Annotated in this window: 19 protein-coding genes; 15 read left to right on the top strand and 4 right to left on the bottom strand. The window is 53.3% G+C overall.

The window, feature by feature from the left end; genetic code table 11:
- Position 1: 1 nt before the first annotated feature.
- From K9N21_16000 to K9N21_15990, 3 genes are all read right to left on the bottom strand, one after another.
- Entirely contained in the window at positions 2–469 is a 468-nt protein-coding gene (locus K9N21_16000) for an Hsp20/alpha crystallin family protein (GenBank protein MCF8145420.1), read from the bottom strand.
- Between the two features lie 212 nt (positions 470–681).
- Complete coding sequence (locus K9N21_15995) at positions 682–1,098, bottom strand: response regulator (GenBank protein MCF8145419.1); 417 nt, start codon at positions 1,096–1,098, stop codon at positions 682–684.
- Between the two features lie 435 nt (positions 1,099–1,533).
- Positions 1,534–2,046 carry a hypothetical protein gene (locus tag K9N21_15990; GenBank protein MCF8145418.1) on the bottom strand — a complete coding sequence of 171 codons (513 nt, stop codon included), beginning with the start codon at positions 2,044–2,046 and terminating at the stop codon, positions 1,534–1,536.
- Positions 2,047–2,524: 478 nt separating this feature from the next.
- On the opposite strand from K9N21_15990, the gene serB reads away from it, so the two are divergent.
- From serB to K9N21_15950, 8 genes are all read left to right on the top strand, one after another.
- Positions 2,525–3,727 (top strand): phosphoserine phosphatase SerB, encoded by a 1,203-nt coding sequence (gene serB / locus K9N21_15985; protein ID MCF8145417.1) that lies wholly within the window; start codon positions 2,525–2,527, stop codon positions 3,725–3,727.
- A 246-nt stretch (positions 3,728–3,973) separates the two neighbouring features.
- Positions 3,974–4,777 carry a 4-hydroxy-tetrahydrodipicolinate reductase gene (dapB, locus tag K9N21_15980; GenBank protein MCF8145416.1) on the top strand — a complete coding sequence of 268 codons (804 nt, stop codon included), beginning with the start codon at positions 3,974–3,976 and terminating at the stop codon, positions 4,775–4,777.
- A gap of 363 nt (positions 4,778–5,140) precedes the next feature.
- Positions 5,141–6,310: an LL-diaminopimelate aminotransferase gene (locus K9N21_15975; protein MCF8145415.1), complete on the top strand. Its 1,170-nt coding sequence runs from the start codon at positions 5,141–5,143 to the stop codon at positions 6,308–6,310.
- Complete coding sequence (folK, locus tag K9N21_15970) at positions 6,311–6,829, top strand: 2-amino-4-hydroxy-6-hydroxymethyldihydropteridine diphosphokinase (GenBank protein MCF8145414.1); 519 nt, start codon at positions 6,311–6,313, stop codon at positions 6,827–6,829.
- Positions 6,829–7,101, top strand: coding sequence for a YHS domain-containing protein (locus K9N21_15965; GenBank protein ID MCF8145413.1), 273 nt, complete (start codon positions 6,829–6,831; stop codon positions 7,099–7,101). Before folK ends, K9N21_15965 begins: the two co-directional genes overlap by 1 nt.
- 53 nt (positions 7,102–7,154) lie before the next feature.
- The gene (fsa, locus tag K9N21_15960; GenBank protein MCF8145412.1) at positions 7,155–7,796 is read left to right on the top strand and encodes a fructose-6-phosphate aldolase; all 642 of its coding nucleotides are present in this window, start codon (positions 7,155–7,157) and stop codon (positions 7,794–7,796) included.
- A complete protein-coding gene (locus K9N21_15955; GenBank protein MCF8145411.1) occupies positions 7,793–8,383 on the top strand; it encodes a lytic transglycosylase domain-containing protein in 591 nt (196 codons plus the stop codon). Before fsa ends, K9N21_15955 begins: the two co-directional genes overlap by 4 nt.
- 5 nt (positions 8,384–8,388) lie before the next feature.
- On the top strand, positions 8,389–9,657 hold the full coding sequence (locus K9N21_15950; protein ID MCF8145410.1) for a D-alanyl-D-alanine carboxypeptidase: 1,269 nt from the start codon (positions 8,389–8,391) through the stop codon (positions 9,655–9,657).
- A gap of 36 nt (positions 9,658–9,693) precedes the next feature.
- Here K9N21_15950 and K9N21_15945 read toward each other — a convergent pair whose 3' ends face one another.
- Positions 9,694–9,972: a hypothetical protein gene (locus K9N21_15945; protein ID MCF8145409.1), complete on the bottom strand. Its 279-nt coding sequence runs from the start codon at positions 9,970–9,972 to the stop codon at positions 9,694–9,696.
- Positions 9,973–10,129: 157 nt separating this feature from the next.
- Between K9N21_15945 and K9N21_15940 the strand changes: the two genes are divergently transcribed.
- The 7 genes from K9N21_15940 to K9N21_15910 all read left to right on the top strand — a co-directional run bounded on the left by K9N21_15940 (position 10,130) and on the right by K9N21_15910 (position 18,498).
- The gene (locus tag K9N21_15940) at positions 10,130–10,558 is read left to right on the top strand and encodes an archease (GenBank protein MCF8145408.1); all 429 of its coding nucleotides are present in this window, start codon (positions 10,130–10,132) and stop codon (positions 10,556–10,558) included.
- A 56-nt stretch (positions 10,559–10,614) separates the two neighbouring features.
- On the top strand, positions 10,615–12,060 hold the full coding sequence (locus tag K9N21_15935) for an RtcB family protein (GenBank protein MCF8145407.1): 1,446 nt from the start codon (positions 10,615–10,617) through the stop codon (positions 12,058–12,060).
- A 205-nt stretch (positions 12,061–12,265) separates the two neighbouring features.
- On the top strand, positions 12,266–13,114 hold the full coding sequence (locus K9N21_15930) for an alpha/beta hydrolase (GenBank protein ID MCF8145406.1): 849 nt from the start codon (positions 12,266–12,268) through the stop codon (positions 13,112–13,114).
- A gap of 269 nt (positions 13,115–13,383) precedes the next feature.
- Positions 13,384–14,172, top strand: a complete 789-nt coding sequence (locus K9N21_15925; GenBank protein ID MCF8145405.1) for a DUF169 domain-containing protein — start codon at positions 13,384–13,386, stop codon at positions 14,170–14,172.
- Positions 14,173–14,253: 81 nt separating this feature from the next.
- The gene (locus K9N21_15920; GenBank protein ID MCF8145404.1) at positions 14,254–15,132 is read left to right on the top strand and encodes an alpha/beta hydrolase; all 879 of its coding nucleotides are present in this window, start codon (positions 14,254–14,256) and stop codon (positions 15,130–15,132) included.
- Positions 15,133–15,387: 255 nt separating this feature from the next.
- Complete coding sequence (locus tag K9N21_15915) at positions 15,388–15,933, top strand: hypothetical protein (GenBank protein MCF8145403.1); 546 nt, start codon at positions 15,388–15,390, stop codon at positions 15,931–15,933.
- A 216-nt stretch (positions 15,934–16,149) separates the two neighbouring features.
- On the top strand, positions 16,150–18,498 hold the full coding sequence (locus tag K9N21_15910; protein ID MCF8145402.1) for a PAS domain S-box protein: 2,349 nt from the start codon (positions 16,150–16,152) through the stop codon (positions 18,496–18,498).
- Positions 18,499–18,669: the final 171 nt, after the last annotated feature.

Raw genomic sequence — 18,669 nt, 5'->3', positions numbered from 1 at the left:
GTCAGGATGCCTTTACGGCGATCTGCCTCGGTTTTGCCTCTTCCGCTTTCGGCAGGGTTACCGTGAGGACGCCGTCCTTACAGCTCGCCTCCACCTTACCCGTATCCAGTTGGGCAGGGAGGCTGACGATCCGGCTGAATTTTCCGGCATCCCTCTCTCTTCGATGATACTGTGCCTTTTCATCTTCAGCAGGGATCTTCCTCTCACCGGAGACAGAAAGGGTATCCCCTGTCACAGAGAGTTCCAAGTCATCTGCGTTGAGACCGGGAAGCTCGGCGCGGACATAGTAATTGTCTTTATCCTCGGTGATGTTCATGAGAGGAAAGACACCGGCTGCAGGCGTGCTCCACAACCGTTCGCCTGCGCGCCCACCGGAAAGCAGTTCCATCTGCCTTCTCAGCCGTTCCATCTCTTCAAATGGACTCGTCCAATCCCATGTAGGCCAACTCGCTGTTCTTCTCAATAACATGGATCATCCCTCCTTTCATCTTACAATTGGTTAGTTTGGTTGATGGTGAAAAGCCCCAAAAACAGCATCGTCTTCAAGACTCTTCCGAAGCTGCACCGATCCATGAATGTTACAAAATAAGTAATTCGAAATTCGAAACTGTCAAGAGGAAGTGTGAAAAATTTTTGACCTCCATGGCTGAATAAAAGGGTCAAAACGATTCGAACGAGACCTTACAGAGGACGCATCTCTCCATACGGGCAATCGGACATATCTTGGAGCGGGAAGTGCTCATTGCTTCCAAAAGTCTTTCCGATGGTTCTTTTCAGTTCCCTGAGGTTGGAACATTTTTCCAGAAGACAATCATTAACCGTCAACCCCCGATCGGGCTGACCGTTCGAATAGAGTGTGGACAGAATAACCGGCAGATCATCGCAAAGGTTCCGGATGTCCTGGAAGAGATCACTCCCGTCGTTTTTTCGGGGAGTGATATCCACCACCACGAGATCAGGTCTCTTTGTTTCAATCAGTTCCAGAAGTCCCGGTCCGCCCTGCCTCGTTCTCACATCGTATCCTTCCTCGGCGAGTTCATCTGTATAGAGCAGCCGGATAGCGACGTCATCGTCGTCGACAACAAGAATCCTGTTCACCTCACCCTCCCGTGGAGCACGCTCAAGCGCATCGATAAATCATTGGCGTTCAACCCAACCCGTTCTCTGGCCCCTGATAGGTGAATATCCTCTGCGAATCTGCGTTCACTCCCATCTACCTTGCAAATGCATAGAATGGACCCAAGAAGAAGATAGGATGTTTTGATGTTTTAACCTATCGAGATATCTTAAGAAGTTTTAACCGGAGATACGTTTTCAGCGGAGAGGGTCGCGGTCTCCCCTGTCGAAAATTTTTACGAAGTGTAAAATTGAAATAAAGACATGCTAACCATCGGTTCAGGATCATTTCCAGAAGACGCGGGCGTCAGGAAACAGGCCGCTTTCTTGCCTGAGGAGGGATTGTTTGGAGAGAAGCCCGTATGCACAATTCGAGGAAACGGAAGAGGGCCGTCGTAAGTGGTCACAGGGGGCCTTTCAGGGCTTACCCTTGAACCATCGATAGAGGGCCTGCTCCAATTCCCATCCGGCCGCAAGCTCTTGTCCAACGGCAGCGAGCGTGAGGTTCATCACGCCGGACCCGAGTCGTATCTTAAGCGTGGGGCAGAAATAGTTGAGGCAGAACGAATAGCGGGCCCGCAATCGACATCCTTCTTTTCCCAGGAAGAAACACTGACCCGGCAGCTCCCGGGATCGGGGGAGATCGGCGGTCAGCAGGAGATTGGTGAGAAGGAGCATCGGATCGTACCATGTCTCCACCTCCTCAAAACAGCAACTCCCCGTTTTTCCGGCGCAGAGACTGCAGGCGGCAGCCACTCCGGTCTGTCGCACCGTCTCCTGGCTATGTTCTATGGCGGAATTATAGCGGTCCAGGAGCCGCTGCATCCCGGACATGGCGAGAACAGCCTCTCCATGTTCCTGATAGAGGCCAAAAGCCTCGTCCATGCGACGACAGACGATATTTTCATCCTTTTTCTGGATTACCACCATCCGGGTTAACGACCCCACCTGCTGTCCGGGGACAGCATCAACTGCAGAAGTCCAGTGTTTACAGGCTTCAACATCCTCAGTGTCTCACACCTTGAATCCCGCTGCCGAGGGATATCTTTGCCTTTACGCCACCTTAACCGAAAGGGGCCCACAGCCGCAATCAAAAAGGCAATGGCGCAACTCCCGGAAGTTTTACAGGCACTTACCCATAGGGCACCAACTTCTCGGCAGGTTGTGGGGGATTATTTTCAAAGGGCCTAATCTCTTCCAAACGCAATTGGATTCAGCTGATAACGACCCCTGCGCGGGATGGCGTCAATCATGGTGAAGAGCGTATTGGCCTTTCACAGTTGTTTTAGAGAATCGATCGAGATGCACCTTTTTTGTTTTCGGGAAAGTCAAACTGGGGTACTATCGGCTATTGTCAATCCGCCGGACCCTGTTCCTTTCCAACCCAACCCATAAGGAGCACTTGAAGATGGAAGAGATGAAGAGACTGCTGATGGTGACCGCGGCCGGACCTGACCGGCCCGGAATCACCGCGACCTTGACAGGTGTCCTGGTAAGGCACGGAGCTGAAGTGGTGGATATAGAACAGGCATCGCTGCAGAGCCATCTGGGACTCTACTTCCTCCTTGACCTGAGTCGCGTTGAAATCGGCGAGGACAGCGTCATCAAGGATCTTCTTTTCGAGGCAAACAAGCTTCAGCTGACACTGAATTTCCGGCTGTTTTCAGAGGCTGAAGTCCGGGCCGTCAATGAGCGCAATCTGTTTGTCCTGACGCACTTCGGCGGCACCCGGGGGCTCTACGCGCTCTCCAGTATACTGGGTGAGGAAAGGGTCAATATCCAAACCATATCCACGGTCACCCACCATGGTGAAACATCCATGGAGATGGTCATCAATGTAAACGAAGCCCCGAACCTGAGCCGTCTCAAAGAAAGGATCATGCTTACGAGCCGGGATTTGGGAATTGACCTTGCCCTTCAGAAGATGGAGGCGTACCGGAAAAACAAGCGGCTCGTGTTTTTTGATATGGATAGCACCCTGGTAGACATGGAAATTATTGATGAAATGGCCCGCAGGGCAGGGGTGTATAATGAGGTAAGTCGGATTACTGAAAAGGCCATGAGGGGAGAATTTGACTTTGAGGAATCGCTGAGGCAGCGTGTGGCGCTGCTGAAGGGATTAAAGGTTGAAGCTCTCAACGAAATGAAGAGCCACATCCCTTTATCAGATGGTGTGGAGGAACTGGTCGCTACCTTGAAGTGGCTGGGTTACAAGCTGGGCGTGGTTACCGGGGGATTTGATTTTTTTGCAGACCCTCTCAAGGAGCAATTGGGATTTCATTTTTGTTATTCCAACCGCCTTGAGATCAAGGACGGGGTCCTGACCGGAGCAGTTGCAGGCGAGGTCATTGATTCGGCATGGAAGGCCAGGATCGTCAATCAGACCGCCTGCGACGAAAAGATTCTTCTGGACCAGACCGTGGTAGTGGGAGACGGGGCCAATGACGCCCTGATGCTGGGTCAGGCCGGACTCAGCATCGCCTACAACGCCAAGAAAGGTCTTGAGCAGTCGGCCGGGGCATCGATCGGAAAATCACGAATGAAAAACATCCTTCACTTCCTGGGGATCACCGAGGAGGACGTCACAGAGGCCTTAAGCTGCCGGCCGTAATCGGCATGTATTGAAATTTTACTTAATTTCGTTGAAAATGATGGTGATTTTCGGTACAAGGACATGCAGGAGCTCTTATGGCGGTATGGGGGCCAGGGGTTGGATTGTCCGATGCCGCCCAAAGCGTGTGGAGCGGACCCTAATTGATGGAACAAAATTTACATTAACAGAACCTCTTCTCATATTTCACTGTTTCTGATTTCCCGGGTTTCCGTTCGGGTACTAATTATTCCACGGGGGGGGGACATGATCCAAGTTACGGTTGCCGGTGCTGCCGGCCGGATGGGGCAACGAATCATTCATATGATTCACCAGAATCCGGAAACAACCCTGAGCGGCGCATTTGAACATGCCGGGCACCCGTGTGTCGGCCAGGATGCGGGCCTGGTGGCCGGTGCTGGAAAACTGGGCATCACCATAGGAGATGCGATGCAGAAATCGATCGGGAAGGCGGATGTGCTGATCGATTTCACCGCGCCCCAGGCGACCCTCGATAATATGAGGGTTGCCGCCGATAATGATCTGGCCATGGTGGTCGGGACCACCGGTATCACCGGAGACCTGTTGAAGGAGGTGGAGGCCCTTGCCGGAACACTCCGATGTGTCCTGGCCCCCAACATGAGCGTGGGCGTCAATGTCATGTTCAAGATTGCCGGGGAGATGGCCCGGATCCTGGGATCAGATTATGACATGGAGATTCTGGAGGTGCATCACCGGCTGAAAAAGGATGCGCCGAGCGGAACGGCCATGCGGCTGGCCCGGATATTGGCCGATGCCTCCCACAGGGACCTGGAAAAGGTGGGGGTGTACGAACGTAAAGGGATGATCGGTGAACGGACCGATGAGGAAATCGGCATTCAGACCTGGCGGGCCGGAGATATTACCGGAGAGCACACAGTGATGTTCGGCGGGATCGGTGAGAGACTGGAACTGACCCACAGGGCCCATAACCGGGATAATTTCGCCAGGGGGGCGGTAAGGGCGGCCCTATGGGTGGTCCGGCAACCCCGGGGCCTTTATGACATGCAGGATGTGTTAGGGTTGAAGTGACAAATGTTAAGTGACTCACGCGGATAACCGCCGCCAATCCCGCCCAAGCGGGACTCACACCCCAGTACCATTTTCCGAAGCTACGGGGTAAACAAAGACACAAAGCACACAAAGGATTTTTTTGAAAATAAACGGGAACATGCCCTTTTCTCTGTGTTCTTTGCCTGCCCCGTGAAACCTTTTCTGTGTTGTTTCACTCGGGGTGGCTCCGCCTGCCCTGTGAAACCATTTTTTGCTCTTGTTTCACCGGGGTGTGAGTCTATAGAATAAGGCGTACTGAGATACAAACAGATTTTCTTGTTTTTTGTGCCAGAAAAATTGGCGATAAGGTACTAAAGTTGCGCAAATTAGGGAATGAATAATATGAAACTGTTTGAGAAGGCCCAACGATTAAAACAACTCCCACCCTATCTGTTTAAGGAGATTGACCGGAAAAAGGCCGAGGTCAAGGCTAAAGGGGTTGACATTATCGATCTGGGGGTGGGAGATCCTGATCTGCCTACCCCTCAGCACATTATTGAGGAGATGAAGCATGCCATAGATGACCCGGCAAACCACAGGTATCCGTCCTATTCGGGCATGAACGATTTCAAGGATGCGGTCGCCGGGTGGTACCGGGAGCGGTTTGGCGTGAATCTGGATCCGGAAAAAGAGGTGGTCTCGGCTATCGGAAGCAAAGAGGGGTTGGCCCATCTTCCCTTGGCCTTTATCGATCCCGGCGATGTCGCCCTGGTTCCCACCCCCGCCTATCCGGTGTACCATATTGCCACGCTCTTTGCCGGGGGAGACTCTTTTTTTATGCCGCTGTTGCACAAGAATAACTATCTCCCCGATTTAACGGCCATCCCAGAATCTATTGCAGAGCGTGCTCGGATCCTGTTCATCAACTATCCCAATAACCCGACTTCCGCTGTCGCGGACATGTCATTCTTTGAAGCGGTGGTGGCCTTTGCGCGGAAGTACAATATCATGGTCTGCCATGACGCGGCCTACACGGAAATGGCCTTTGATGATCACCGACCCCCCAGTTTCTTACAGGCAGAGGGGGCCAAAGAGGTGGGCATGGAGTTTCATTCCCTATCCAAGACCTATAATATGACCGGATGGCGCATCGGGTTTGCTGTGGGGAACCGGGAAGGGATGGAGGGTCTGGGGGCAATCAAGAGCAACATCGATTCGGGTGTGTTTCAGGCGGTTCAACGGGCCGGGATAGCGGCCCTAAAGGGGGGTGATACCTGTGTGAGGGAGATGACACAGGTTTACCAGGGGCGTCGGGACATTATGGTTCAGGGCCTAAGAGATGCGGGATTCGAGGTGATGTCTCCCAGGGCGACCTTCTATCTGTGGGTAAACGTGCCGCAGGGGTACACCTCTACGCAGTTGGCGACCCGGTTATTGGAAGAGGCAGGGGTTGTGGTGACCCCGGGCAATGGGTTTGGTGACCCCGGAGAGGGATATTTCCGGATCGCACTGACCCAGAAGAAGGAGAGACTGTCAGAGGCCCTGGGCCGGGTGAAGGGAATGAGGTTTTAAGTGATCCAAGACCCTTCATTCGCGATTGAGACGGCCTATATCGGGATCGGCTCGAATGTGGGAGACACATTGAACAACTGCCGTAAAGCAATTGAATTGATTCATCAAATCAATGGATGTACGGTGACGGGCAGGTCCGCCTTTTATCGGACGGAGCCGGTGGGTGCAACATCGCAGGACTGGTATGTCAATGGCGTTATCCGGATTGAAACAATTCTCGGCCCCCATGAACTGCTGAAATCCCTGCTATCCATTGAGTCCGCCATGGGGAGGATCCGACGACAGAAATGGGAACCCCGAGTCATCGATCTGGATATTCTTCTCTATGGGGACAAGATAATAGAGGAGAGTAACCTGAGGATACCGCACCCGTTGATGCATCAAAGAAGGTTCGTCCTCATGCCCATGGCTCAATTGAATCCGGGATTGATCCATCCGGTAGAGGGGAGGAGCATGTCTGAACTGATGGACGATCTGAGCGTGGCAGGGCAGACCGTTATCCTGTTGAGCGACAACTGATGCGATTTCTGATTCTCATACTTCTGGCCTATGTGGCATATCGCCTGGTTAGAAGATTTCTGGGCCCGGTTCAACACCCGCCGGATCAACATACTGAACCGTCTCCTGAAGGCGGATTGATCGACGAAATGGTCCAGGACCCGTATTGTAAGACCTATATTCCAAAGCGAACCGCGGTCAGACGGGTCGTGGCCGGCAGGGAATATTTTTTTTGCAGCGAGGCGTGCGCGGACCGGTTTGAAATAGAGGCGGAAGCGCATAGCGAAAATTGATAAATTGAGAATGTGGGAATTGAAGGATTTGGAATATTAAAACAGGGGGATATATGAAATTTTTTATAGATACGGCAAATATCGAAGAGATCAGACAGGCCAGTGCATTGGGCATGGTGGACGGCGTGACCACCAATCCGAGTCTGGTGGCCAAAGAGGGAAGAGAATTCAACGGACTCATCAGGGAAATATGTGACATGGTTGAAGGCCCGGTGAGCGCAGAGGTGGTGGGCCTTGATGCGGAAGGGATGGTGAAGGAGGCCCGGGACCTGGCCGGGATCGCCGAAAATATAGTGGTAAAAATCCCTTTGATTGAAGAAGGTCTGAAGGCCGTTGCCGTATTGGCGCGGGAAGGGATCAAGACCAATGTGACCCTCTGTTTTTCACCAATCCAGGCGTTGATGGCCGCCAAGGCCGGGGCCGCTTACATCAGCCCTTTTGTCGGGAGGCTGGATGACATCAGCCACGTGGGAATGGATCTGGTTGAGCAGATCCTGACGATCTATGAAAACTACGGATTTGATACGGAGGTGATCGTTGCCAGCATTCGCAATCCGATCCACGTGTTGGATGCGGCCCTCATGGGCGCCGACATCGCCACCATTCCCTTCAAGGTGATTCAGCAGTTGGTCCGGCACCCGTTGACAGAGATCGGACTGGAAAAGTTCCTTGCAGACTGGAAGAAACTAGGGTGAAATCATTTTCTTCACAGATATGCCTGGCCGTCGCCCTGGCCCTTGCGGCGTCGCTCTCTATGGCTGTACCCGCCCAGGGGGAGATCTACCGATATGTGGACAAGAACGGGGTATGGCATTTTACCAACATTAAGACCGACAGCCGCTACCGCATCTTTGTCCCGAGGTCCCGAAAGGCCCTTGGCAAATATCTTGATGATTATCGGGGAATTATTCATCAGGCCTCCACGCAGTTCGGAATTGAGCCGCACTTCATCCAGGCCATTATCAGGGCCGAATCGGGGTTCGATCATCAGGCGGTTTCTTCCAAGGGGGCCCAGGGACTCATGCAGCTGATGCCCGGCACAGCCGGGGATATGGAGGTGTCGGACCCCTTTGACCCGGAAGACAATATATTTGGCGGCGTGCGGTATCTCAGCCTCCTCCTGAAGCGATTTAATGATGACAAGATCCTGACCCTGGCTGCCTACAATGCAGGGCCGAATTGCGTGGAATCTCATAAGGGGGTCCCCCCGTTTCCCGAGACCCGGGAATTTATAAAGCGGGTGATGCGGTATTATGAAACCTACCAGGCAAAGACCCGATAAATTCCATGTCAGGCCCCCTGTTGAAACCCCCCTCCAAAATCGGCTGTGCCTTTGCCCGCTATGGAAGGAAAACCCTGCGGGCGATCGGACTGGGGATGGCGCTCACAGGGGTCTTCCTTGTTCAGCCCCCTTTTGCCGGCAGTAAACAGAGCCTCCCCTGCCTGGCAAACATCACCGCAACAGATGCCTTCCTGATTGCAGACCCGCGTGGAAGGATTCTCCACCGGAAGAACGAAAAGAAGAAGTTCATTCCGGCATCGACCCTCAAGGTGTTGACCGCCCTCGCAGCCCTCGAACAGCTCGGGCCGTCCTACAGGTTCCGAACGGAATTCTATACGGACGTTTTTCACAACCTCAAAGTGAAAGGATACGGCGATCCCCTCCTGGTCTCGGAGGTCTTAGAGGAACTGGCCCATGTCCTTTCGTCGAAAATTCACAGATGTCGATCGGTGATTCTGGATGGGAGCTATTTTTCCACGGAAATCGCCATACCGGGCTGCAACGGGACAACCAACCCCTATGATGCCCCGGTCGGGGCCATCTGTGCAAATTTCAATACCGTCGGATTTCAACGGGACAGAAATGGAAAGATTGTCTCTTCAGAAAAACAGACGCCACTGATTCCCTTTGCCAGGGATCGGATACGGTCTCTGGGCCTGAAGCCGGGTCGCCACACGTTTTTGTACGATTCCCAAAGTGCGGCCTGTTATGCAGGGGAATTGCTCCTTCATTTTTTGAGAGAGAAGGGAGTTGCGTGCGACGGTTCCGTCCGTTCTGGGAGGGTGGGGCCTGACGATTTGCTGGTGTATACCTACGAGTCGGTCTTCCCCTTGGAAACGGTTGTTCAGAAGATGCTGAAATCATCGAGCAATTTCATGGCCAATGAACTCTTTCTGGTCCTGGGCGCTGCAACATACGGGCCGCCGGCGAGCTTGACCAAGGGGATTGAGGCGGTCACGGATTTTGCCGGAACAAAGATCGGACTGCAGAACATGAAGATCGTGGAGGGATCAGGGATTTCGAGGCAGAACCGCCTCTCCGCCCTAGACATGCTGGCTGTCTTGAAGCGATTCAAGCCCTACAGACGTCTCCTCACGGAGAAGGATCAGGTTTACTATAAGACCGGTTCACTCAGGGGAATCCGCACCAGGGTGGGGTACGTAGACGATGGTCTGGGCGAGTATTACTATTTCGTCATATTTTTCAACCGGCCCCACGACAAAATGAATGCCATGCTGGATTGCGTAAAAAAAACGGTCGCTCGTCAGCGTTGAATATGGCTTACACATAAAGGCCCCAAACAGATGCCACTATTTTCTGAAAAGCGCTTCGAGTGCTTCTCTGGCATCCGCTGCCCTGTCCGGGATGGAAAGGGAAGAGCCTCTGGGTACAAAATAGTTGCAGAAGTTGGCCCGTTCCTTATCGATGACCCGTTCGGCCATCACCTCTTTGCACTCGTTGTAGGCGTGATGGTCATAGAAGTTGCACTGCCTGCAACACCTGAGATCTCTCGAACAGTGAGGACAGATGTCCCTCCTCATCACCTTGTCCTCAACAGTCACTTTATGTCCACAAAAGGCGCATTGCATGGTTCTTCCCTCCATTCTTGGGTGTCCGAACAAAACGACCGGACAAGATTTTGACAATTCAACCGTTAAAAACTAATATGGATGCGTATACCAAAAGGACTTTTAATTTTACAGGGGCCGTCAGAGCACCCCGTCAGCGTAGAGACAGCCGTTTCAGATGACTTTAAACAAGGCACGCTTCACCTTGCTGGACCATACCGCCGATATGGGGATAAGGGTGACAGGCCCGACCCTCAGCCACCTGTTCGAGAATGCGGCCCAATCACTGATGCAGATAATGATCAAAGAGAGGCCGGCTGCAAACACATCTGTTCTCAGGCTTTCAGTCAGCGGAGAAGACCTCTCCGATCTGATGGTGCGATGGCTGGGCGAAATCCATTATCTCCTAGAGGGCGACAACACGGTGGTCATGGATATCGATATCGATTCCATCACGGAAACCCGGGTTGAAGCCACGCTGCATGTTGTTTCCTTCAACCCGGAGCAGCACGAGGTCGTAACCGAAATCAAGGCGGTTACCTATCATCAGATCGAGGTCGCCCGCAGGGGAAACAGCTGGCAGGCAACTGTCATTTTTGACCTGTAACCCCGTGGCCTCTGCAGGCGGATGGGGCCAACACCCAATAATCCACTTACGGCGTCATGAAAATCACACTTGAAAAAATAGACGATTACCGTTGGCTGATCCCACAGACCGGGGCCATGCGCGTCCCGGGGCTCGTCTTCGCGAACAGCGAATTGATACGGTCGATCCAGGAGGATCAAAGTCTTACACAGGTGGCAAACGTGGCCATGTTGCCCGGCATTGTGGGCCATTCACTGGCAATGCCGGACATTCACTGGGGATATGGCTTTCCCATCGGCGGGGTCGCGGCCTTTGACCTGGACGAAGGCATTGTTTCACCCGGGGGCGTCGGGTATGATATCAATTGCGGGTGCAGGCTCATGACCACCCTGCTCCACGGCCATGACATCCATCCCCTGATGAAAGACCTCGTCTCTGCCCTGTTCAGGAATATTCCAAGCGGCGTCGGATCGAGGAGCCCCATACACCTCTCCAGATCGGAAGAAAACCAGGTCGCTGTAACCGGGGCTGGCTGGGCCGTTAAGAGGGGCCTGGGCACACCGGAAGACCTGGAGAGGACCGAAGACCATGGCACCCTGGAGGGGGCGGATCCATCGGTCCTGAGCGATCGGGCCGTCAAAAGGGGAGCCGATCAGCTGGGGACCCTGGGGGCCGGGAATCATTTTCTCGAGATTCAAGTAGTCGATCAGATCTTTGACCGGGAAAAGGCCCGGCAATATCATCTTTTTGAAGGCCAGGTGACGGTTTTCATCCATACCGGTTCACGCGGATTCGGGCACCAGATATGCGACGACTTCTTGAAGGAGATGAGTAAGAGCGCTCATGGAGGACGCGCGTCTTTCCAGCTTCCGGACCGACAGTTGGCCTGCGCCCCCTTGACATCGGACATCGGCCGGCGCTACCTGGCGGCCATGGCATGTGCGGCCAATTACGCCTGGGCCAACCGCCAGATCCTGATGCACTGGACCATGGAGACAATTCTGAAGACACTCTCCCTTCGCCCTGAGGAGCTGGGTATGAACCTTCTCTATGATGTCTGCCACAATATTGCCAAGGAAGAGGTTCATCTGGTGTCCGGAGAGGCGACCAGGGTCTGCGTGCATCGGAAGGGTGCTACCCGGTCCCTCCCGCCCGGCCATCCTCTCCTCCCCGAAATCTACAGGGCTACGGGCCAGCCGGTACTCATACCCGGAGACATGGGGACCCATTCCTATGTCATGGCTGGGGCGCCGGGGGCAATGGAGCGCAGTTTTGGCTCCAGTTGCCATGGGGCCGGCCGGGTGCTGAGCCGGACTCAGGCCGTGAAACAGGCAAAAGGGCGCGCCATTCACCGCGAGTTGGAAGATAGAGGCATTATTGTTCAATCCAGAGGCATACGAACACTTAAAGAAGAAATGCCGGAGGCCTACAAGGAAATATCACAGGTGGTTGACGTGGTTGAGGGCGCCAACCTGGCTACAAAAGTCGCCCGGGTGAGACCTGTGGGTGTCATCAAGGGGTGAACTTGTCATCGGGAGCACGATGGATAGTGCAACAGTGCTCTTGGATGTTCGATTAAAATCATATAACAGGATATTCTTTCAGGTCAAGCACAAAGTGCAGAACGCCGGGCCGTAAGGGTTTCCTGTTTTCGACCGTCAGACCCATGAAAAGGGGCGCAGGGATGTTGCTGATGGATGGGGCCGACGGACTGCAGGGGAGGAATTCATGCCAGTTGAGGTCATAAACGGAATAGACATCTACTATGAATGTCACGGTGACAATAAAAATCAAGATGCGATCGTGCTTCTTCACCACGGCTTCGGTTGCACCAAGATCTGGAAGGAAATCTACCCCGCTCTTGCGGACAGCGGCTATCGGATCCTTATGTACGACCGGAGGGGGTACGGGCGATCAGAAGAAGGTCCCGGTTTCATGGATTTTTATGTGAGCGATCGTTTCCGGAGCGAGAGCGTCGCGGAAATGAGGGCCCTGGTCTCTGCCGTCGGCATGGAGCGGTTTCATGTCATTGGTCAGTGCGAGGGCGGCGTGGTGGCTGCGGATTATGCATTAATGCACCCGGAACAGGTCAAGAGCATGGTCATTTCGAGCACCCAGTGCTTTAGCACCGTCCCGATGACGCAGAAAAACGCGTTGGATTTCCCTAAGCCCTTCAGTGAGTTGGAATCGGAACTTCAGGCGAAGGTGAAAGAATGGCACGGCGACAAGGCGGCGCCGCTCTTCGATCAGTTCCGTCGATTCGGAGGGGCCTATGGACGGGATATCTTTGATTTGAGGCCTGTTTTGTCTTCAATCGAATGCCCGACCCTGGTGCTGTATCCGGATCGCAGTTCCATTTTTGAGGTGGAACAGGGGGTGGCCATGTATCGCAGTCTGCCCAAAGGAGAATTATCCGTACTCCCGCGCTGCGGTCACAATACCTATCAATACCGCCCTGAAGACTATGTCCGTATCACCCTCGATTTTTTTGACAGGCATGATGCCCAAGGCAAAAAGCCTCCCTTTGAAATGGCCGGCATGTCGTGCCTGGCAGTGAAGACACCTTCGGGGAATTGAAGGTGTGCGAATCTGAACGCGGAACTCGGAACGCGGAGCGGGGAATGGTGAAGGGTCCAGACCGAACGCCCTGGAATCAAAAAAGGCCCTGAAAGGCTCCCCTGAGATGGCTTGCGAAATTCCATGGGAGCGTTGCGTATGGCTGGCAACAAGGCGGTCGGATCAGGCACAGGGAACGAACATGGAATGTCCAACGTCCAATAAGTTAGTATCCAGTATCCAGAATCAAGTATCCAGAATCCAGTTTCACACGAGAAGGGGAGACAACCATGGACACATCAGAACTCGTGGACAAAGCGGAATTCGTCTATAACCAATTGAGACTGAAGACACTTCCGGTCGGGGTAAAGTTTTTAAAGCATCAGGCGGACTTGCCCGAAAAGGCCCGACGCCCCGCGCTGTTTTTAAAAAAGAAGATTACGATCTGTCAGGCGATGACCATGGCGAGACTATACGGCTGGCAGATGGGGATTACCGGCGAAGACGTCGTCTGCATCCTGGCCTCACTGGCCTTCGGATTTACCTCCGCGAAGGATCCGCGAAAGGAGATGGCCGAATCCTTCTTTGAATCCATGTATAAAAGCGATATGGAAAAGACCGTCAAGGAGGTGGATCAGATGTGTTTTCTTGACAGGAACGAATATCAGGCACTCCTCCTCGCCCCCCTTCGGAAAATCAGCATGGTCCCGGATACGATTGTCCTTTATGGCAACCCTGCCCAGATGTCACGAATATTGCAGGCAGCCACCTTTGACAGGGAAGAAAAGATCCAAGGTCTTTTCGGGGGCAAGGTGGAATGCCCGGAATACCTGATCCGGCCCCTGAAATCAGGGAACCCGAGGATCGTCATCCCGGGACCGGGGGACCGCATATTCTCCATGACCGGTGATGATGAGATGATTTTCGCCATGCCCTTTTCTTTCCTGGACAGGTTTATGTTGGGCCTTCGGGAATCAGGAAAAAAGGCGGGCGCCCGCTATCCCATCCCCTATTATCAGAATTTCCAGCCGGAGTTTCCAGCCCATTACCGGGCATTGGGCGAAAAGTACGGGGTATAGCCCGGGTGTTCGATCGGCCATCACCGGGATGGGACGGACCGTCTACTCTCTTTCACCTGGAAACAGAATGCGGAACGGAACGTGAGCCAGGACTATCACACCTTTAAAGGTCCGAACGGCGAGTTCAGTTACATCGACTGGGGAGGTTCGGGACCCCTGGCCCACTTCTCCCATGCGACCGGGTTTTGCGCGGAAACCTATACTCCCATTGCAGAGAAATTGTGCCAGCGGCTCAGAGTCGTGGGCATGGATGATCGAGGGCATGGAAGAACACCCGCAGCCGCGCATCCTCAAGATCTGAAAGACTGGAATGTCTTTGCAGATGATCTGGAACGATTCTTGAGCCATTTAAAAGCGCCGGTGATTGCCATCGGTCACTCGCGGGGGGCCGTAGCCGGCCTTCTTCTGGCGTTGAAGCGGCCGGACATGATCCGTGCCCTTATTCTCATGGATCCCACGATTCTTCCCTTTTCATGGATGTGGTGGTGGTTTCTGGCCAAAAAGACCGGCCTGGCCCGGTTTGTCCCCATTGCGGCCCGGGCAGCCCGAAGGAATCCGTTTTGGCCCGACAGGGACACCCTCTTCAATACCTATAAGGCAAAGCATCCGTTCAGTTCCTGGAAAAAGGGTTTTCTTGAAGGCTACATTCGGGGGGGAACAGCGGAGACGGAGGATGGGGCTATCCGCCTGTCCTGCGATCCTGCATGGGAATCTCGCTGTTTTTCGGTCTGCCCCCACACTATCTGGCGACATATCCCTCATATCCATCAGCCCATTCTACTTATTTACGGCGCCGCATCAGACACCTTTCTGGCCCCGGCGGTGAAGCGATTCCACAAAAAGGCGCCGCACGCGGTGATCCGGTGTTTGGACAACACCAGCCATTTCGTGCCAATGGAGCGACCCGACCAAACAGTGGAGGCCGTATTCAGGTTCTTGGAGGAAGAGAGGCTTCTGTGACGCGTGAGATGCAGGAGTAACTCCCTTATGCCTCCGGCCGCTTCAAAGAAGAGGGGTTCCGGAAGGAAAATTTGACTCCCGGTCTTCATGTGGAGAACGGTTCTTGTCATTGACAATCTTCTCGTTATGTGTCACATCCTTCCCGGGTCAGGCAGCAGGGGAGGGAAACACGGTTTTCCAGCCCCATTCGTAAATTCAATGGGAAGAGCGATATCACCCATTCTACGGGTGCCGGCTGTCATCAGGAACAACAGGATGATGAAAAAGGGCATATTCCAACTCATTCTCCTCTTGTCATTGGCTTGCCTCTGTACCGGGGGAGTTCTGTTTGGAAAGTATGTGCTTCAACTTCCGTTCCGGGCTTCTAATGATGTCCTCCACCGGGAAGAGGCGCCGTTTACCCTCGATTTTATGATTCCCGGTGGCGTCTACGTGGACGAGAAGGCCACTATCGGCGACGTGCTCAAAATGAAGGTGAAAAGGACCGGTGGACTTTTTGAGAGATTGCTCGGCACGGTTTCCGACCAGATCCCTGCCCGTTACAGGCATCTGGGAAATGTGTTGCTCTTCTTTTTCTGGAGCCTTTGTGTCCTGACTTTTCTAAGGGTTTTTACGTTTATGGGATATGGGAGGGCTCTCAGGGTCAGCCTGTTATTCGGGGGCATTGTCTATTATTTCATGCCGGATCTCGCGCCCGGACCCGGCGATGACATCGTATTTGTCCTGTGCCCGATCCTGGTGATCCTGATAAGATTTTATCTGGGTCAAAGGAAAAGGGACAAAAAAATGGCATCACTTTAGCATTGTCCCACCTTTTGCCGTGTTTCAGAAGCGTGAAGGCTGCCGGGGGGCGAAGCCCGTCATCCTGGAGAAACTGACCCGGAATCGTATTGCCTTTCCGGCCTGGACATGGACCTAAAATGGCGCAGTGACATCAATCGATCTGAATCCGGTTTCCCGCTCACCCACGAGAAGCGTGGCCGCGGATGCCGACATCATGCGTAAAGGGATTGTCAGATGGTAAAAAATGTGGCCCATGAAGCCTTGCAGCATCGCATCAAAGCGCTTGAGGAATCCAATAAAAATCTGGCCTTCAGAAACAAGCAGTTGACCTCACTGATCGATAACAGCCAGATGGGTATTGTCGTTCTTGATAAAGATATGCGGATCGTTGAATGCAATGAGGCATTTGAACGGCTCTTTCTGTACGAACTGGATGAGATGAAAGGCGTGCTGTTGGATGATCTTATGGCGGATCAGAATCACCCTGAAGAGGCCGTCTCCTATACCACTACGACCCTGACCGGCAAGCCTGTTCAGGGGACGGGACGGCGCAGACGGAAAGACGGTGCATTTATCGAAGTCAGATTCAATGGCGTGCCGGTAACCGTCGACGGAGAAGTGGTGGGCACTTACGGCCTGTATGAGGATATGACGGCGCTAAAGGCGGCGGAAAAAGCCTTGACGGAAACCGAACAGGCCTTCCGGGCCCTCCTGAATGCGGCTACGGATCCGGCCTTTCTGTTGGACCCCGCCTACAGGATTCTTGCGGTCAACGACGCTGCTGCGAAAAGGATCGGATACCGCCCGGATGAACTTATTGGAAGGCATCTCCCTGACCTCTTTTCCCCTGAGATCGCCGGAATCAGAACTGCCAACCTGGAGAAGGTGAGGAAGACCGGAAAACCAGTCAGGTTCTTTGAAAGTCGGGACAACATGTATTTTGACAGCCATTTTTTCCCGATTACCGACGAAAACGGAGAGGTATCGAAGATTGCCATCTTTGCACGGGATATTACCGGGCAACATGAGGCCGAAAAGGCCTTGAAGGAGAGCGAGGAGAAATACCGGACGATCCTTGAAAGTATTGAAGAGGGATATTATGAGACCAATCTGGCCGGCGACTTTACTTTTTTTAACGCGTCGTTGTGCAGGATCTTCGGCATCCCGGAGAATATATTGAAGGACATGAATTATCAGGAAAACACGGGTGAGGAGTTTGCCAAGAGTCTGTATCGCGTATTCCATGAAGTGTATGCGACAGGGAGGCCGGACAAGGGGGCGGAGTACGAGATTTTACGGGATGACGGAACGCATTTGTATGTGGAGGTGTCCGCATCCCTTTTAAAGGATCATGGAGGGAATCCAATAGGCTTTCGAGGCATTATCCGGGACATCATGGAACGAAAGAATGCCGAACGGGAAAGAAAGCGACTGGAAGCTCAATTTCATCAGGCCCAGAGGATGGAGGCCATCGGCACCCTTGCGGGCGGGATCGCCCATGATTTCAACAATCTCCTGATGGGCTTGCAGGGGAATACTTCCCTGATGCTCCTGGACAAAGATCCGGATCATCCCGATCACGACAGACTGAAAAATATGGAACAGTACATACGGGATGCGGCCGATCTCACCAGGCAGCTGCTGGGCTTTGCACGGAGGGGGCAATATGTGGTGAAGTCCACCAACCTGAACGAGCTCATGGACAAGAGTGCAAAGATGCTGGGCCGAACAAAGAAGGAGATCTCCATCCATACGAAATACCAGGAGGACCTCTGGCCGGTGGCGGTGGACCAGGGACAGATCGAGCAGGTCCTGATAAATCTCTTTATCAATGCCTGGCAGGCTATGCCCGGAGGCGGGGACCTTTATCTTGAAACGGAAAATGTTGTCCTGGACCAGAACGATGTCAATGCGCTTGCCCCGGTTCCGGGCCGGTATGTAAAGATGACGGTTACGGATACGGGGGTGGGGATGGATCAGAAAACGCTCCGGCGAATATTCGAACCCTTCTTTACGACAAAGGGGATGCGGAGGGGCACAGGTCTGGGCCTTGCGTCGGCCTACGGTATTGTAAAAAATCATGGCGGTTTCATCAAGGCCTACAGCGAACTGGGGACCGGGGCGTCCTTTACCATCTTTCTGCCGGTCGGTGAGGAAGAGATCGCCACCCGTTCGGCCCAGGACCATGACCGGGATGAGATGCTGAGGGGAACCGAGACGGTGCTGCTGGTGGATGACGAGGATACGATCCTTAAAATCGGGGCGGAGCTTCTGAAGAAACTGGGATACACGGTGATCCTCGCCAATAGCGGAAAGGCGGCAGTGGAGATGTTGGAAAACACAGGGGCCCTGATCCCTGACCTGGTCATCCTCGACATGATCATGCCGGAAATGGGAGGGGGCGAGACATTTGATCAGCTCAAGGCGATCGACCCTGGTCTGAAGGTCCTCCTCTCCAGCGGATACAGCATCAACGGTCAGGCCAGGGAGATATTGAGGCGGGGATGCGACGGCTTTATACAGAAACCCTTTAACATCTATAAACTTTCCCGTACACTTCGAGAGATCCTGGATAGAGGTTAATACCTTATCGCCAGGTTTTCTGTCGCGAAAAGCAAGAAGATGATTGTGAGAGGGTGACGTCTTTAATTTGGAATAATGGAAGTATGGAATGATGGAATAATGGGTTTAAGGAAAAAAACCTTTTCTGGGTGATCCAGGTTCCTTTCCCAACCTTCCATTATTCCAGTATTC

This window comes from Deltaproteobacteria bacterium, assembly GCA_021737785.1.
In the GTDB taxonomy this organism is placed as follows: Bacteria; Desulfobacterota; DSM-4660; order Desulfatiglandales; family Desulfatiglandaceae; genus AUK324.
The sequence above is the reverse complement of the archived record's forward strand: the minus strand, read 5'-3'. Positions and strand labels throughout refer to the sequence as shown.

Excerpts from the sequence above, each read along its gene's own strand:
- K9N21_16000 (MCF8145420.1), bottom strand. The coding sequence starts at position 469 with ATGTTATTGAGAAGAACAGCGAGTTGGCCTACATGGGATTGGACGAGT.
- K9N21_15990 (MCF8145418.1), bottom strand. The coding sequence starts at position 2,046 with ATGGTGGTAATCCAGAAAAAGGATGAAAATATCGTCTGTCGTCGCATG.
- serB (MCF8145417.1), top strand. The coding sequence starts at position 2,525 with ATGGAAGAGATGAAGAGACTGCTGATGGTGACCGCGGCCGGACCTGAC.
- dapB (MCF8145416.1), top strand. The coding sequence starts at position 3,974 with ATGATCCAAGTTACGGTTGCCGGTGCTGCCGGCCGGATGGGGCAACGA.
- K9N21_15975 (MCF8145415.1), top strand. The coding sequence starts at position 5,141 with ATGAAACTGTTTGAGAAGGCCCAACGATTAAAACAACTCCCACCCTAT.
- K9N21_15965 (MCF8145413.1), top strand. The coding sequence starts at position 6,829 with ATGCGATTTCTGATTCTCATACTTCTGGCCTATGTGGCATATCGCCTG.
- fsa (MCF8145412.1), top strand. The coding sequence starts at position 7,155 with ATGAAATTTTTTATAGATACGGCAAATATCGAAGAGATCAGACAGGCC.
- K9N21_15950 (MCF8145410.1), top strand. The coding sequence starts at position 8,389 with ATGTCAGGCCCCCTGTTGAAACCCCCCTCCAAAATCGGCTGTGCCTTT.
- K9N21_15945 (MCF8145409.1), bottom strand. The coding sequence starts at position 9,972 with ATGCAATGCGCCTTTTGTGGACATAAAGTGACTGTTGAGGACAAGGTG.
- K9N21_15940 (MCF8145408.1), top strand. The coding sequence starts at position 10,130 with ATGACTTTAAACAAGGCACGCTTCACCTTGCTGGACCATACCGCCGAT.
- K9N21_15935 (MCF8145407.1), top strand. The coding sequence starts at position 10,615 with ATGAAAATCACACTTGAAAAAATAGACGATTACCGTTGGCTGATCCCA.
- K9N21_15930 (MCF8145406.1), top strand. The coding sequence starts at position 12,266 with ATGCCAGTTGAGGTCATAAACGGAATAGACATCTACTATGAATGTCAC.
- K9N21_15925 (MCF8145405.1), top strand. The coding sequence starts at position 13,384 with ATGGACACATCAGAACTCGTGGACAAAGCGGAATTCGTCTATAACCAA.
- K9N21_15915 (MCF8145403.1), top strand. The coding sequence starts at position 15,388 with ATGATGAAAAAGGGCATATTCCAACTCATTCTCCTCTTGTCATTGGCT.
- K9N21_15910 (MCF8145402.1), top strand. The coding sequence starts at position 16,150 with ATGGTAAAAAATGTGGCCCATGAAGCCTTGCAGCATCGCATCAAAGCG.